11 protein-coding genes and 5 tRNA genes are annotated in these 15,348 nt (G+C 71.5%); 9 read left to right on the forward strand and 7 right to left on the reverse strand.

Features of this window, described 5'->3' with window-relative positions:
* Positions 1 to 999, reverse strand: a complete 999-nt coding sequence (locus CP969_RS18980) for a HAMP domain-containing sensor histidine kinase (protein ID WP_004986300.1) — start codon at positions 997 to 999, stop codon at positions 1 to 3.
* Positions 1,000 to 1,471: 472 nt separating this feature from the next.
* Between CP969_RS18980 and CP969_RS18985 the strand changes: the two genes are divergently transcribed.
* Positions 1,472 to 1,783 carry a DUF3040 domain-containing protein gene (locus tag CP969_RS18985; RefSeq protein WP_039831596.1) on the forward strand — a complete coding sequence of 104 codons (312 nt, stop codon included), beginning with the start codon at positions 1,472 to 1,474 and terminating at the stop codon, positions 1,781 to 1,783.
* 262 nt (positions 1,784 to 2,045) lie between these two features.
* Entirely contained in the window at positions 2,046 to 2,489 is a 444-nt protein-coding gene (locus CP969_RS18990; RefSeq protein ID WP_016825581.1) for a hypothetical protein, read from the forward strand.
* A 145-nt stretch (positions 2,490 to 2,634) separates the two neighbouring features.
* Here the strand turns inward: CP969_RS18990 and CP969_RS18995 are convergent.
* The 4 genes from CP969_RS18995 to CP969_RS19010 all read right to left on the reverse strand — a co-directional run bounded on the left by CP969_RS18995 (position 2,635) and on the right by CP969_RS19010 (position 6,259).
* Positions 2,635 to 2,707, reverse strand: a tRNA-Lys gene (locus CP969_RS18995).
* Between the two features lie 153 nt (positions 2,708 to 2,860).
* A complete protein-coding gene (locus CP969_RS19000; RefSeq protein ID WP_016825580.1) occupies positions 2,861 to 4,990 on the reverse strand; it encodes a DEAD/DEAH box helicase in 2,130 nt (709 codons plus the stop codon).
* 303 nt (positions 4,991 to 5,293) lie between these two features.
* Entirely contained in the window at positions 5,294 to 5,836 is a 543-nt protein-coding gene (locus tag CP969_RS19005; protein WP_078495385.1) for a hypothetical protein, read from the reverse strand.
* A 72-nt stretch (positions 5,837 to 5,908) separates the two neighbouring features.
* The gene (locus CP969_RS19010; protein WP_004986297.1) at positions 5,909 to 6,259 is read right to left on the reverse strand and encodes a metallopeptidase family protein; all 351 of its coding nucleotides are present in this window, start codon (positions 6,257 to 6,259) and stop codon (positions 5,909 to 5,911) included.
* Between the two features lie 84 nt (positions 6,260 to 6,343).
* Between CP969_RS19010 and CP969_RS19015 the strand changes: the two genes are divergently transcribed.
* From CP969_RS19015 to CP969_RS19045, 7 genes are all read left to right on the forward strand, one after another.
* Complete coding sequence (locus CP969_RS19015; protein WP_016825578.1) at positions 6,344 to 7,930, forward strand: metallophosphoesterase family protein; 1,587 nt, start codon at positions 6,344 to 6,346, stop codon at positions 7,928 to 7,930.
* Positions 7,931 to 8,010: 80 nt separating this feature from the next.
* Positions 8,011 to 8,083, forward strand: a tRNA-Glu gene (locus tag CP969_RS19020).
* A 37-nt stretch (positions 8,084 to 8,120) separates the two neighbouring features.
* Positions 8,121 to 8,195 (forward strand) — tRNA-Asp (locus CP969_RS19025).
* 24 nt (positions 8,196 to 8,219) lie between these two features.
* Positions 8,220 to 8,293 (forward strand) — tRNA-Phe (locus CP969_RS19030).
* A 116-nt stretch (positions 8,294 to 8,409) separates the two neighbouring features.
* Positions 8,410 to 12,393, forward strand: a complete 3,984-nt coding sequence (gene hrpA, locus CP969_RS19035) for an ATP-dependent RNA helicase HrpA (RefSeq protein WP_016825577.1) — start codon at positions 8,410 to 8,412, stop codon at positions 12,391 to 12,393.
* Positions 12,394 to 12,524: 131 nt separating this feature from the next.
* A tRNA-Asp gene (locus CP969_RS19040) sits at positions 12,525 to 12,599 on the forward strand.
* 312 nt (positions 12,600 to 12,911) lie between these two features.
* The gene (locus tag CP969_RS19045; RefSeq protein WP_016825576.1) at positions 12,912 to 13,127 is read left to right on the forward strand and encodes a DUF6274 family protein; all 216 of its coding nucleotides are present in this window, start codon (positions 12,912 to 12,914) and stop codon (positions 13,125 to 13,127) included.
* Positions 13,128 to 13,581: 454 nt separating this feature from the next.
* On the opposite strand, the gene bldC is transcribed toward CP969_RS19045, so the two are convergent.
* Positions 13,582 to 13,788: a developmental transcriptional regulator BldC gene (bldC, locus tag CP969_RS19050; protein WP_003949541.1), complete on the reverse strand. Its 207-nt coding sequence runs from the start codon at positions 13,786 to 13,788 to the stop codon at positions 13,582 to 13,584.
* Between the two features lie 530 nt (positions 13,789 to 14,318).
* A complete protein-coding gene (locus CP969_RS19055) occupies positions 14,319 to 15,161 on the reverse strand; it encodes a DUF8083 family protein (RefSeq protein WP_004986291.1) in 843 nt (280 codons plus the stop codon).
* Positions 15,162 to 15,348 lie beyond the last annotated feature (187 nt).

Below are 15,348 nucleotides of genomic sequence, written 5' to 3' on the forward strand. Positions count from 1 at the left end.
TCAGTGTTTCCGGTCGGGGACTGCGAGCGCGAGGGCCGGTACCCGGACGGGCGCCGGCCCCCGCACGGGAACGGGAACGGCCAGACGTACTTCGGTGCCTCCGCCGTCGGCCGGGCCCACGGTGAGGTCGGCGCCGACGAGCAGGGCACGCTCCCGCATCCCGCGGATTCCGGCGCCCTCGGCCACGTCACCGAGGCCGCGGCCGTCGTCGTGGACACGGAGTTCGACACCGGTGGGGACGCGGCGCAGGGCGATCCCGGCACGACGGGCCCCGGCGTGGCGTGCGGTGTTGGTCAGCCCTTCCTGGGCCACCCGGTAGATCACCAGCTCGGCCTCCGGACCCAGGTCGGGCAGATCGGGGCCGAACCGGTGCTGGACGGTGAGGCCGGGGCCGCCGAACTCGGTGGCGAGGGCCTTGAGGGCGGGGATCAGCCCGAGTTCGTCCAGGACCCCGGGGCGCAGCCGGCGGGCGATGCGCCGGACCTCGTCCAGGCTGCTCCGGGTGATCTCCTGCGCCGGGCTCAGCTCCTCGCGCAGTTCCGGCGGGGCGTGGTCGGCGACCCGCTTCAGCTGGAGCAGCACGGCGGTGAGGCTCTGGCCCACCTCGTCGTGCAGTTCCTGGGCGATGCGGCGGCGTTCCGCCTCCTGCGCGGACAGGGCGCGTGCACTGCTCGTGGCCCGTTCGTCCTCCAGCCGGTCGAGCATCGTGTTGTACGTGCTGATCAGCTCGGCGACCTCTCCCCGGCCGGTGACCGCGGGACGCTGCCCGGGGCGGAGGAGGTCGGTGGTGTTCATGGCGCGGGTGAGGCGCTGCAGCGGGGCGAGCCCCACCCGCAGCAGCAGCGCGTTGGCGACCAGCATGGCGGCCAGGCCCACGGTGAGCACCGCGGCCTCGGTGAGCAGGACCGGGGTGGAGACGGTGACCGGCCCGAGCAGCAGGGCGGTGGCTGTGATCAGCACGACGGCGTTGAGCAGGAAGATACGCCAGAACAGTGGCACCCGGTACCACCTCCTCACCGCTCGCCCCGTGCCGCTCGTGTCGTAGGCTCCCGCCGTGCCGGGGCCGGGACAGCCCGCGGGTCCGGGGGCGCGGGCGCGGGCCGTCACGACCCAGCGTGAGCGCTGCACGGGCCGTACGCCATCCGTGGCAGTCCCCATTTTCCGGGCGGCCGGCCGGTGCCGGGCCGGCACCCCTACACCCCGGACCCCCCGGAGATGGGGATCGGACCCGATGGCGGAACCGTCGCCGGCGGGCGACGGTGGGGGCACGGGTGGTGAACCCGGCACCGCCGCACCGCCGTACCGGGCGGGCGACGGCGCGAACGTACGGAAGAGCTCCCTGTGCGTCGGCCCGCGTGCGCGGGCCGACGGTTCGTTCTCCACCCCCGGCGCCACGGGACCGACGCCCGGTGGTGCCCCAGAAGCGGCGGTCGGTGTCGCCCGGCTGCCCACCGGTCGGGAAGGAGGAGCCGTGCCCCAGTCCGACGACGAGCGCCTCGTCGATCTCGCGACCCGACTCCAGAAGGAGGACCCCCACTTCGCGCGCTCGTTCTCCGACGGACGGCCGACCCCGCCGCGCGAGTACCGCCGGACACGCGCCTGGTGGGCGCTGGGGATCGGCCTGACCCTGCTGATCGCGGGCATGGTCCTGCCCGACGGGTTGCTCATCGCGACGGGCCTGGTCGTCAGCGGCATCTCCGTCCACCTGCTCGACCCGGTCGACCCGCACCGGCAGCGGCACCCGCGCAGCCGCTCACCCCGCTCGCCCCGCTCACCCCGCTGACCGTGGACGCCGTCCCCGTCCCCGCTTTCCCGCCGTCCCCGACCCCGGCCGACCGCGCCGACCGGCCGGGCGGCTGCCCGTACCGCTCACGGGCAGCCGCCCGCGCCCGACCGACCGTACGGCTGTCTCATTCGACGCTTCCGCCCGGTCCCCTCCTGCTGCCAGCCTGACCAGCACCCCGCCGGACCGGTCCGCCGAGCCGTGGCCCGTGGCAGCCGCGGTGAGAAAATCCGCCGGGAGAGACCGGAAGGGAAGCGTCAGCATGATCGAGTGGGTGACCCTCGGTACCGGACCGAAACCGGTCCCCCGGCCGGCCGCCACGCCCCTGGTGTGGGCCGGTGCCTTCGGCGGTGCGCCGCTCCTGGTGGCGCTGCTCAACACGACCGTGGGCACGGACCGTCCCGGACTCGCCCTGATCGCCCTGTCCCTGCTGGCCGCCGCCCTCGGCGTGTGCGCCCGGTTCACCGCGGCCCCGGGTACGGCCGTCCTGTGCTGGCTGTTCCTCAACGGCTTCGCGATCCCGCCCGCGGGCACCCTCTCCTGGGCCGGCCCCCGCGACACCTTCTGGCTCGCCTGCCTGCTCGCCGCCGCCCTCGTCGGCACGGTCGTCTCCCGCCTGGCCCACGCCCGCGCGGCCCACCACCGCCTCGCCACGGTCGTCGGCACGCCGCGCACGGAACCGGACGAGTGGCCGCACGCCTCCTGACGGGAGCGGCACGGCCCCGGACCGGCTCGCACGGCATTCGCACGGGACTCGCACGGGAGGGGAGAACGCAGCGGCGCCCGGGCCGGCCGAAGCCGGACCGGGCGCCGCACGGCAGGTCGAAGGGGTCTCCCCTTCCCCGCGGCCGTAGGCCCTGTGGGACTCGAACCCACAACCAATGGATTAAAAGTCCACTGCTCTGCCAATTGAGCTAAGGGCCCAGGCGGTGTCGCCTCCCCGAGCATAGCGGGATGTGGCCGGGTCTCCGATCGGGTATCGGGGAGCCGGACCCGGCCGTGTCCCCCGCGGAAACGCGGAAGGGCCCGCACGACGGGTGTCGCGCGGGCCCTCGGGAACGGCACGGTGAGGCCGCGTCAGCCGTTGCGCTTCCAGCGCGGCTTGTCCTCGCGGCGGCCGAAGGAGCCGCCGCCGCGGTGGTCGTCACGGCGGCCGTACGGACGGTCGTGGCCGCCGGTGCGGAAGCCCGGGCGGTCGCCCTGACGGTCGCGGTTGAAGGGGCGGTCGCTGCCCCGGTGGCCGCCGCGCTCGTCCCGGCGGAAACCGCCGCGGTCACGGTCCCGGTCGCGGTGGAAACCGCCCCGGTCGTCACGGCGCTCGAAGGGACGCCCACCGCGGTCGCCGCGGTCGCCCCGGTCGTCACGGCGCTCGAAGGAACGCCCGCCGCGGTCGCCCCGGTCGTCACGGCGGAAACCGCCGCGGTCGCCGCGGTCGTCCCGGCGGAAGCCGCCCCGGTCGCCGTCACGGCGCTCGAAGCCGCGGTCGCGGTCGAAGGAACGTCCGCCCCGGTCGCCGCGGTCGTCACGGCGGAAGCCGTTACGGTCGCCCCGGTCGCGGTCGAAGGAACGCCCGCCCCGGTCGTCACGGCGCTCGTAGGAACGCCCACCGCGGTCGCCGCGGTCGTCCCGGCGGAAGCCGTTACGGTCGTCCCGGTCGTCCCGGCGTTCACGCCGCTCGTACGGCGCCTCCGCACGCTCCGCGCGCTCGGTCCGCTCGACGTCCCGTGCGGACGGCTGCTCCGGCAGCGAGACCTCCGCCTCGGCCGACACCACGGCGGCCGCCTCGGCCACCACCGCATCGGCGTCCTCGCCCCGCTCGCGCGCCGCCCGGGCCAGCAGCCGGTCCGCCTCGTCGCGCAGCTCGGCCGCACGGCGCTGCGCCCGCTCCAGCTCCTTGGTGAGCTGGGCGACCTCGCGCTCGGCCTGCTGCGCCGCGTTGCCCGCGGACTCGGCCTGCACCTCGGTCATCGACCGGGCGCCGGTGATCTCGGCGAGCTCCGGGTCGAAGGCCGCGCCGCCCTGGATGATGTGACGCATCGCGTCGACGCCCGCGTCCTCCATCAGCCGGAAGATTTGGCGCCGCTGGTGCGGCAGGGCCAGGGACACGACCGTGCCCGTACGCCCGGCGCGCGCCGTGCGGCCCGCCCGGTGCAGGTAGTCCTTGTGGTCGCCGGCCGGGTCGACGTTCAGCACGAGGTCGATGCCGTCGACGTGGATGCCGCGGGCCGCGACGTCCGTCGCCACCAGGACGTTCACGTACCCGTCCTTGAAGTCCGCCAGCGTCCGGGTCCGGGCGCCCTGGGTCATGCCGCCGTGCAGCGCGTCGGCCTTCGCCCCGGCGTCCCGCAGCTGCTCGGCGACGCGGTCGGCGCCCAGCTGCGTCCGGACGAAGATGATGGTGCGGCCCTTGCGGGAGGCGATGGCCGCCGTGACCGGGGCCTTGTCCTTGGGCTTCACCACGAGGATGTGGTGCGACATGGTCGTCACCGCGCCCTGCGCCGCGTCGACCTCGTGCGAGACCGGGTCGTTCAGGTAGCGGTCGACGAGGGTCTTGATCTCGTTCTCCATCGTCGCGGAGAACAGCATCCGCTGGCCGCCCGCCGGGACCTGGTCCAGCAGTTCCGTGACCTCGGGCAGGAAGCCCAGGTCGGACATCTGGTCGGCCTCGTCGAGAACCGCGATCTGCACGTTCTCCAGCGAGCACGCGCCGCGGTTGATGATGTCGCGCAGCCGGCCCGGCGTGGCCACCAGGATGTCGACGCCGCGCTCGAGGGCGTAGATCTGGTTGCCCATGGACGTGCCGCCGCAGACGACCTTCATCTTCAGGCCCAGGACGTCGCCGTACGGCTGGAGCGCGTCGGCGACCTGCATCGCCAGCTCACGCGTCGGCGTCAGGATGACGGCACGCGGCTTGTGCTTCTCGGTCCGGCCGCCGGCCAGCGTGGCCAGCGTCGGCAGACCGAAGGAGAGGGTCTTGCCGGAGCCGGTGCGGCCGCGGCCGAGGATGTCCTTGCCGGCCAGGGCGTCCGGGATGGTCGCCGCCTGGATCGGGAAGGGGGTGGTCACGCCGTTCTGCGCGAGCTTGCGCACGACGCCCTCGGGAAGGCCGAGGTCGGCGAAGGTGAGCTCGGGGGCGGTGGGGGTGGTGGGGTCGGCGTCCTCGGTGTTCTTGGGCACGACGACGTGATCAGTACTGGCGATGGGCATACGAATGCGAAACCTTCCGGAGTCTCTTCGGCACGCGCCCGTCAACTCCGTGATTCGCGATTCGCAATATGACCGCCTCGATGCGGTCCACCACGGCAAGGGAGAGTACGCGCCACACGGCGCGCTCTGCAGTGGCGCCGGGCAAATAGGATCAAACGATCTGCCACCATACGCACCCACCGCCCCCGAAAGCAAACCGGACCCTCGCCGCAGGATCGATCCGCAGGTCAGCGCACGATCCCCGGACGAGCCGGCCGCGACGGCGGACGGACACGCAGGACGACGGAGAAGAGGAAAGAGTCCCTAGACCGGCGCCCCCGCTTCCGGCACCGGCTCCCGCCGTGCCCACTGCGGCTGAGGCGGTTCGGGCGCCGCCGAGGACGGCTCCGGCGGCGTCGGCTCCGGCGGCGCCGACGGCTCGGGCGGCGCCGGCGTGGGCTCCGGGTCCGGCGACCGGCTGGGCACCGGCGGCACGGGCCGCTCCGGCGTCGGACCGGCGGGCTCACCGGGACCACCGGCGGCCGGTGCGGACCGGCTCGCCCCCGCCGACGGCGAGGCCCCCTCCGACGCCCGCTTCCCCGCTCCGCCCTTCTTCCCCTCGCCCCCGCGCCCCCGCTCGTCCCTGCCGCCCGCACGCTCGCCGCCGGCCGCCGTGGCGTCACGGCCCGCCCCGCCGCCCGACACCGCCGGTTTCCCGTCCGACGTCTCGTCGCCCTGCCGCCCCGCCGAACTCGACGGCTCGGCCCTCCCGCCCGCGCCGTCCTCGCCCACGCTCACGCAACCGGCGGCGGCGACGAGGACCACCGTCGTGGCGGCCAGGCGGGCGGATACGTACAAGGGGCGCACGGGCCACCTCCGGTCGGAGTGCGGGGACTACATGCCCAACTCCCTCCACCCGCAAGAGGACACGCGAACGGTTCATCCGTAGCCGAGAGCGTGCAGCCGGGCGTCGTCGATCCCGAAGTGATGCGCGATCTCGTGCACCACCGTGATCTCCGTCTCCGCGACCACGTCCTCCCGCGTCTCGCACATCCGCAGCGTCGGCCCCCGGTAGATCGTGATCCGGTCCGGCAGCACCCCCGCGTACCACTCGCCCCGCTCCGTCAGCGGGGTCCCCTCGTACAGCCCGAGCAGTTCCGGATCGTCCGCCGGCGGCTCGTCCTCCACGAACACCGCCACGTTGTCCATCAACCGCGTCAGCTCCGGCGGGATCCGGTCCAGCGCCTCGGCGACCAGCTCCTCGAACATCTCGCGCGTCATCTCCAGCACAGAGCCATTCTCGGACACGAGCCGTCCGTACGAGATCCCCCACGCCCTCGCATATCCGGTCCCGCGCTGGGGCATACGGGACCAATGTCCCGCGTCCCCTCCGCAGTCGTGAAGTTCCGGCACCGCCTCCGAAGGGCTCCGCGCGTCCCCACCCTCCGCACCCGTCGGCCCGCCTGCGCACCGCTCGCCCTCGCCCCGCGTCCCCGCCACCCCCTGGTCCGCGCCCTGGGGCTCGTCACCGTGGTCGTCCTCGGCGCCTGGCTCGGCCTCCTCGTCGTCGGCAACGTCCGGGTCCCCGTCGGCCCCATGGACACCACCATGACCCTGCGCCCCTCCCTCACCGGCGGCACCAAAATCAACGTCTCTCCCCTGGGCGCGCTGCAACTGGACAGCCACACCGCCCCCGTCCGCCTGGACGTCAACGTCGACCAGCTCGACCCCGCCCGCTCCCAGGCCCTCGTCGACCACCCCGAACGGTTCTCCGGCCTCCAGGACGAGGTCGCCCACGACATCACCCGCGGCACCGCCGACCTCGCCGTGCGCTCCGGCGTCGCGGTCGTCACCGGCGCCACCGCGCTCGGCCTCGCCGTCTACCGGCGCCCCCGCCGCGCCCTCGCCTCCGGCGGCCTCGCCCTCGCCCTCCTCGCCGCATCCGGCGGCACCGCCTACGCCACCTGGAACCCGGACTCCGTCCTCGAGCCCAAGTTCTCCGGCCTGCTCTCCTCCGCCCCCTCACTCGTCGGCAACGCCCGCAGCATCGTCACCGAGTTCGACGTCTACCAGCAGGAACTGGCGCGCCTGGTCACCAACGTGACCAAGCTCTACGACGCCACCTCCACGCTCCCCGCCTACCAGCCCGACCCGACCACCATCCGTGTCCTTCACGTCTCCGACATCCACCTCAACCCGGCCAGCTGGACGATCATCGCCTCGCTGGTGGAGCAGTACCGGGTGGACGTCATCGTCGACTCCGGCGACACCATGGACCACGGCACCGCCGCCGAGAACGGCTTCCTGGACCCCATCGAGGGCCTCGGCGCCCCCTATGTCTGGGTCCGCGGCAACCACGACTCCCTCGTCACCCAGCGCTACCTCGAACGCATGAAGAACGTCCACGTCCTGGACGACGGCCGGGCCACGACCATCGCCGGACTGCGCTTCGCCGGCATCGGCGACCCCCAGTTCACCCCCGACCGCTCCCAGGCCTCCGGAGCCGAGCAGTCCCAGGAACTCGCGGGCGCCCGCCTCGCCTCCGCCCTGCGCGACCAGCGGGCCGCCGGCACCCCCGTGGACGTGGCCGTCGCCCACGAACCGTCGGCCGCCCGCGAGGTCGACGGCACCGTGCCCCTGGTTCTGGCCGGCCACATCCACCGCGAGAAGACCGAGGTCATGAAGTACGGCACCCGCCTCCGCATCGAGGGCTCCACCGGCGGCAGCGGCCTGCGCGCCGTCGAGGGCAAGTACCCCGACCCGATCGAGGCCTCGATCCTCTACTTCGACCGCGACACCCGCCGCCTCCAGGCCTGGGACTCCATCGAACTGGGCGGCCTGGGCCGGACGACGGCAGAGGTCAGCCGCCACCTCCCGAAGGAGAACCAGCCGGGCGCGACCACCTCGCCGAACCCCTCGCCGACCCCCTCTCCCGCCACCCCCTCGACGAACTCCCCGTAAACCGTTTTGGCGATCCCTCTCCCCATCCCATATGCTTCTCACGTCCCCGACGCGCTGAGAAGCGCCCAGGCGGGCCGATAGCCCTCATCGTCTAGCGGCCTAGGACGCCGCCCTTTCAAGGCGGTAGCACGGGTTCGAATCCCGTTGGGGGCACGCACCACCCTGTGCGACACTGTCGTACGACACGCTTGGTCCTGTGGAGCAGTTTGGAGTGCTCGCCACCCTGTCAAGGTGGAGGCCGCGGGTTCAAATCCCGTCAGGACCGCTGATGTTTCACGTGAAACATCGCGGCTGGGTAGCTCAGTTGGTACGAGCGTCCGCCTGAAAAGCGGAAGGTCGCCGGTTCGACCCCGGCCCCAGCCACAGCAAAGGCCCCGATCTTCGGATCGGGGCCTTGTTGGTGTGTACTGCCGAATGGTCGACATCGGCGGCAAAAGTGTTCGCCAGGAATTTCCCGAGGATGAGATCCTGAGTCCCGTATGTCCACGCATCCCGCCCCCGCCCCCGCCCTCGGCGCCCTCGCCTCCCGCCTGACCGAGCTGTCGCTGCGCGACGCGCACCGGCTCGGGCGCAGGCTGGAAGGTGCGCGCAAGATCCGTAAGCCGGAGGCCCGGGCCGCCGTACTCGCCGAGATCGAGGCGGAGACCGTCCGGGCCGAGGAGCGGATGGCCGAGCGGCGCCTCCGTGTGCCGGAGATCCGCTACCCCGAGCAGTTGCCGGTCAGCCAGAAGAAGGACGAGATCGCCGAGGCCATCCGCGATCACCAGGTGGTGATCGTCGCGGGTGAGACCGGTTCCGGCAAGACGACGCAGATCCCGAAGATCTGCCTGGAGCTGGGCCGGGGCGTGCGGGGCATGATCGGGCACACGCAGCCCCGCCGCATCGCCGCCCGCACGGTGGCCGAGCGGGTGGCGGAGGAGTTGGAGACTCCGCTGGGCGAGGCCGTCGGCTGGAAGGTCCGTTTCACCGATCAGGTGAACCCGGACGCCACCTTCATCAAGCTGATGACCGACGGCATCCTGCTCGCCGAGATCCAGACCGACCGCGAACTGCGCGCCTACGACACGATCATCATCGACGAGGCGCACGAGCGGTCCCTGAACATCGACTTCCTGCTCGGCTACCTGGCGCAGTTGCTGCCGAAGCGCCCGGACCTGAAGGTCGTCATCACCTCGGCGACGATCGACCCGGAGCGCTTCTCCCGTCATTTCGGCGACGCCCCGATCATCGAGGTGAGCGGTCGCACGTATCCGGTGGAGGTCCGGTACCGCCCGCTCCTGGAGGAGGACTCGGACGACGCCGACCGGGACCAGATCACCGCGATCACGGACGCCGTCGAGGAGCTGATGGCGGAGGGGCCCGGCGACATCCTGGTCTTCCTGTCCGGGGAGCGGGAGATCCGGGACACGGCGGACGCGCTGACGAAGAAGCAGTACCGGTTCACTGAGGTGCTGCCGCTGTACGCCCGGCTCTCGCACGCCGAGCAGCACCGGGTCTTCCAGCGGCACAGCGGCCGGCGGATCGTCCTGGCGACCAACGTCGCCGAGACCTCGCTGACGGTGCCGGGCATCAAGTACGTCATCGACCCCGGTTTCGCCCGCATCTCGCGCTACAGCCACCGCACCAAGGTGCAGCGCCTGCCGATCGAGCCGATCTCCCAGGCGAGCGCGAACCAGCGCAAGGGCCGCTGCGGACGCACCTCGGACGGCATCTGCATCCGCCTCTACAGCGAGGACGACTTCCTGTCCCGTCCGGAGTTCACGGACGCGGAGATCCTGCGGACGAACCTGGCCTCCGTCATCCTGCAGATGACCGCGGCCGGCCTGGGCGACATCGAGAAGTTCCCGTTCATCGACCCGCCGGACCACCGCAACATCCGTGACGGCGTGCAGCTGCTGCAGGAGCTGGGCGCGCTCGACGCGACGCAGAAGGACCCGCGCAAGCGGCTGACGGAGACGGGCCGGAAGCTGGCCCAGCTGCCGGTGGACCCGCGGCTGGCCCGCATGGTGCTGGAGGCGGAGCGCAACGGCTGTGTCCGTGAGGTCATGGTCGTCGCCGCGGCGCTGTCCATCCAGGACCCGCGGGAGCGGCCCGCCGACAAGCAGACGCAGGCCGACCAGCAGCACGCCCGCTTCCGGGACGAGACGAGCGACTTCCTCGCCTATCTGAACCTGTGGCGCTACGTGCGGGAGCAGCAGAAGGAGCGCGGTTCGTCGTCGTTCCGGCGGATGTGCAAGCAGGAGTACCTGAACTTCCTGCGCATCCGTGAGTGGCAGGACATCTACACGCAGCTGCGCACGGTCGCCAAGCAGATGGGGATCCACCTCAACGACCAGGACGCCCCCGCCGACCGCATCCACGTCTCCCTCCTGGCCGGTCTGCTGTCGCACATCGGCATGAAGGACGTGAAGGAGTCGAAGGACTCCGGTCCGGGCGGGCGCAAGGACGGCGGCCGGAACGAGTACCTGGGCGCCCGCAACGCCAAGTTCGCGATCTTCCCGGGTTCGGCGCTGTTCAAGAAGCCCCCGCGCTTCGTGATGTCGGCCGAGCTGGTCGAGACGTCCCGTCTGTGGGCCCGGGTCAACGCGAAGATCGAGCCGGAGTGGGTCGAGCCGCTCGCCGAGCACCTGCTGAAGCGCACGTACAGCGAACCGCACTGGGAGAAGGACCAGGCCGCGGTGATGGCGTACGAGAAGGTGACGCTGTACGGCGTTCCGATCGTCGCGCAGCGCAAGGTGAACTACGGCCGGATCGACCCGGAGGTGTCGCGGGAGCTGTTCATCCGCAACGCGCTGGTCGAGGGCGACTGGCGCACGCACCACAAGTTCTTCGCCGCCAACCGCCGACTCCTCACCGAGGTGGAGGAGTTGGAGCACCGTGCCCGGCGCCGGGACATCCTGGTGGACGACGAGACGCTGTTCGACTTCTACGACCAGCGGGTCCCGGAGCACGTGGTCTCGGGCGCCCACTTCGACTCGTGGTGGAAGCGCAAGCGGCACGAGCAGCCGGACTTCCTGGACTTCGAGCGGGAGATGCTGATCCGGGAGTCGGCGGAGGCGGTCACGAAGGCCGACTATCCCGACACCTGGCAGCAGGGTCCGCTGAAGTTCCGGGTCACGTACCAGTTCGAGCCCGGGGCGGATGCCGACGGGGTGACCGTCCACATCCCGCTCCAGGTGCTCAACCAGGTCACCGACGAGGGCTTCGACTGGCAGATCCCGGGTCTGCGGGAGGAGGTCGTCACGGAGCTGATCCGTTCGCTCCCCAAGCCGATCCGCCGGAACTACGTACCCGCGCCGAACTACGCGAGGGCGTTCCTGGAGAAGGCGGTGCCGCTCCAGGAGCCGTTGACCACGACCATGGCGCGTGAGCTGAAGCGCATGGTCGGTGTTCCCTTCGACGCGGAGGACTTCGACTGGTCGAAGGTCCCCGACCATCTGAAGATCACTTTCCGGATCGTCGACGAGCGGCGCCGCAAGCTCGCCGAGGACAAGGATCTCGAGGCGCTGAAGCTGCGGCTCAAGTTGAAGGCCCGCAAGGCCCTTTCGCAGGCGGCCGCCGCGACGGCGGAGCGCCGGGGCGGCGAGTCCCTGGAGCGCACGGGACTGACGGAGTGGACCATCGGGACGCTCACCCGGGTGTTCGAGACCCGTCGGGCCGGTCAGCCGGTGAAGGCGTATCCGGCGCTGGTCGACGACGGGGACACGGTCTCCGTCCGTCTCTTCGACACGGAGGCCGAGCAGGCGGAGGCGATGTGGAAGGGCACGCGCCGGCTGATCCTGCTGGGGATTCCGGTGAACCCTGCGAAGTTCGCGTCCGAAAAGCTGTCGAACGCTCAGAAGCTCGCGCTGTCCGCGAATCCGCACGGTTCCGTCCAGGCCCTGTTCGACGACTGCGCGATGGCCGCGGCGGACAAGCTGATCGCGGACTTCGGCGGGCCGGTGTGGGACGAGGAGTCGTACCGGAAGCTGTACGACAAGGTGCGCGCGGAGATCGTCGACACGACCGTCCGCGCGGTGGACCAGGTGCAGCAGGTGCTGGCCGCCTGGCAGGCCTGTGAGCGCCGCCTGAAGGGCGTGCGCAGCCCGGCGCTGCTGCCGAACCTGCAGGACGTGCGGAAGCAGCTGGACGCGCTGGTCCGGCCGGGCTTCGTGACGGAGACGGGCCTGCGCCGCCTGCCGGACCTGATGCGCTATCTGGTGGCCGCGGACCGCCGTCTGCAGCAGATGCCGACGAACGTGCAGCGGGACACGACCCGTATGGCGAAGGTCCACGAGATGCAGGACGAGTACGCGCGGCTGCTGGAGCAGATGCCGCAGGGCCGGCCGGTCCCCCCGTCGGTGCGGGACATCCGCTGGATGATCGAGGAACTGCGGGTGAGCTACTTCGCCCACGCGCTGGGGACGGCGTACCCGGTCTCGGACAAGCGGATCGTGAAGGCGATCGACGCGGCGGTTCCGTGACGGAAACGTGACGCGGCCGGTGCGGAGAGTGAGTTCGACCTGGCGGCCCACCCTCCTGTACAGTCTCTTCTCGCAGCGCAACGCGCACGAAGTCCACTGAGCGGCTTTGTCGCACGGGCCCTGCGAAACCTGGTCCTGTGGAGCAGTTTGGAGTGCTCGCCACCCTGTCAAGGTGGAGGCCGCGGGTTCAAATCCCGTCAGGACCGCCGTAGAGAAGAAGGCCCGCGCCCGCAAGGGACCGCGGGCCTTCCGCATGTGAGGACGGCTCTCCCGCCCGTGCCCTCGCCTTCTCCCTGCCCTCCCCCTCCCCTCTCTCCCCTGCTCCCTCCCCTGCCTCTGCGCCTTCTCGCCCTACGCGCCGTCAGGCCCTTCTCCCGCGCGTTCTCCCCTCTTCCGCGGTTCTCCTGCTCCGAGGCGCTGCGCGGCCCTCACGGGGCCCTCCTGACGTCTTGACGGGCCGGCGTTCCGCCGGTACCTCAGGAGCAGGGTCCCTCTCCGTACGGCCGTGGAGGTGGCGCATGGGGGAATCGGCCAGGCACGAGACGCGGGCGTTGCTCCGCGCGCACCTGTCGGCCGCGTCGTCGTACCGGCACCTGACCCGCCACTGCCCGATCTGCCACCGCCTGCACCGGCTGGCGATGGAGTCGGCACCGGACTCCACCGCGTCCGCCGAGGACGAGAACGTCCCCGACTCCCCTTCCCGCGAGCCCGGTTGGCCCGCGCACTCCCTTTAGCGCATGTGCCACAGCGTCAACAAGCCGACCGGTATGTGACGGGTGTCACCGCATGAGTTTCAGGAAGTGCGGTACTTACACCCCTCCTACAACAGGTCAATTTAATATGTGCAATTGCACCACTCGGAGAGGTCCGCGCCGCCGACCGCGCAGGTGGCCCGCGGTCGCCCCCGCGGAGTCCGGCCGGCCCGCACACGGAGCCACCCCTCCCGCTCCGCCGACCGGGGCCGGGACCGGACCCGGAGTGCCCGAGAGCGGCGCGCACACAAAAGATCGCGCTGGACCCGGCGGAGTCCAGCGCGATCGACGACGCACCCTTGTTCAGTTGTCCGAAGAGTTCTGATCGGCTTGGGCGAGGGGTCTGTTGGGGCAGTCCCCGCGTCGCTTGGAGCTAGGGTTTCGAGCGCCTCGGCCAGTTGGGGGACCAGCCGGTTCGCCCGGATTGTTCAGTTGTTCAGGCCTCGCTGCGCTGCTGCGGAATGCCCGCGAGCAGGGCGCGGACCTCGGCTTCGCGGTAGCGGCGGTGCCCGCCGAGCGTGCGGATCGACGTGAGCTTGCCGGCCTTCGCCCAGCGCGTGACCGTCTTCGGGTCGACGCGGAACATGGTGGCGACCTCAGCCGGGGTCAGCAGCGGCTCGGCATCAGGGGTGCGAGCGGTCATGAGCGGCCTCCTCGGGAGAACCGAACCTTCTCGGTTCTTTCCTCTAAATTCTGCACCTTGACCCGCGTTGCCCGAAATGGCGGACGCGAGTCGAGTCGGTTATAGGACGAACGGCTTGTCCTCGGCACTACAACTACACCATCTGTCCAGCCGCGTCGGCCAAACCGATGGAATTGCCCTCCCAGGTGTTCATCAGCCGCGGAAGCCGATGGACCATGCCATAGCGGACAGTCACGCCGGTGTGACGATCAGTCACACCGGCGATCAGGAGGCACCGGACCCCCCAAAGCGTGCAATGCTGAGATTCCGCCCACAATGGCGGACAGTGGGACGGAGGAGCCCTCCCCGGACTCCTTGTCCTATTTTGGCATGAGGAGGGGCAAGCGGCGCAAGGGCCGCGTACGTGCGGTCCGTCACGCTTGACACGCTTGGGGCATACGCCCAAATCGGCGCCTACGTCCGTTGTCGGGTCCGGGTTGACGGAACCTCAGGGCGAAGACAAAACCCGAAGAAGGGCGTTTGGTCAAACGTCAGTTCGCCGAGCGCAGGTCCCGTACCGACCGCCACCGGTCGACCAGCCGCCCGTACGCGGCGCCCGCGCCCTCGTCGTCACCGCGGCGCAGCGCCGCGATCCCCTCGGCCACGTCCGCCGCCGAGTGGTCGTCCTCCAGCGCGCCGGCCGGCAGGGCGTGCACCAGGCCGCCGTAGTCCAGCTCGACCAGGGAGCGCGGGTGGAACTCCTCGAGCCAGCGACCGACATCGACGAGGCCGTCGATCAGCGGCCCCTCCTCCACCGCGTCGCGCAGGGCCCGCAGACCCCGCGCGACCCGCCGCCGGGCCTGGACCATGGGCGTCCGGTAGCGCAGGAAGGGCGCCTCGTCGGCGGAGCCCTTGGCGTACTCGCGCTCCTCGTCCGCGAACAGCACGAACCAGTTGATCGGCACCTGCCAGGTGGCGGTGCGGATCCAGGGCCGGGCGTCGGGGTGGTCGGTCAGCCAGCGCTCGTAGTCCTGGGCCGCCTGGCGGCGCAGCACCGGGGGCAGGAGCGCGTCGAGGACCGGCGGGGGGAAGTCCTCGGCGAGTTCGCCCAGGGCCTGCCAGCCGCGCAGCCGGGTGCGCCAGGGGCAGACGTGGACCACGCCGTCGCTCTCCAGCACGAACGCGTCGTCGCTTTCGTGAACCGGCACCGGCACCGGCGGGGTGGGCACCAGGTCGGTCAGCGCCCGGCGGAGTTCGTCCTGGTAGGAGGGGCGGTCGGGGCGGTGGGCGTAGCGGGCCCAGTGGTCGCGCTCCGGCTCGGGAAAGGCGGCCAGCGGTTCGTACACGCGCAGGTAGGTCGTGTAGGGGACGATCACCGAGGTCACCTTGGGCACGCCTGCTCCCTCCCCCGAGGACCGCCGTGAAAACCTGCCGGCCCTTCACACGGATGCGCGGGAAATCCATGCAAATCGTCGCACGGCGGTACTCCGGTCGGAGGTGATCCCCGCCACGGTGCGCCCCGCGAGCGCCTCAGGCTCTACCCTCGTGCTCACAGTCCCGCCACCCTCCCCACTGCCACAA

This window comes from Streptomyces viridosporus T7A (genome assembly GCF_008704515.1).
GTDB lineage: Bacteria > Actinomycetota > Actinomycetes > Streptomycetales > Streptomycetaceae > Streptomyces > Streptomyces viridosporus.

Excerpts from the sequence above, each read along its gene's own strand:
- CP969_RS18990 (WP_016825581.1), top strand. The coding sequence starts at position 2,046 with ATGATCGAGTGGGTGACCCTCGGTACCGGACCGAAACCGGTCCCCCGG.
- CP969_RS19045 (WP_016825576.1), top strand. The coding sequence starts at position 12,912 with ATGGGGGAATCGGCCAGGCACGAGACGCGGGCGTTGCTCCGCGCGCAC.
- hrpA (WP_016825577.1), top strand. The coding sequence starts at position 8,410 with ATGTCCACGCATCCCGCCCCCGCCCCCGCCCTCGGCGCCCTCGCCTCC.
- CP969_RS19000 (WP_016825580.1), bottom strand. The coding sequence starts at position 4,990 with ATGCCCATCGCCAGTACTGATCACGTCGTCGTGCCCAAGAACACCGAG.
- bldC (WP_003949541.1), bottom strand. The coding sequence starts at position 13,788 with ATGACCGCTCGCACCCCTGATGCCGAGCCGCTGCTGACCCCGGCTGAG.
- CP969_RS19015 (WP_016825578.1), top strand. The coding sequence starts at position 6,344 with ATGTCCCGCGTCCCCTCCGCAGTCGTGAAGTTCCGGCACCGCCTCCGA.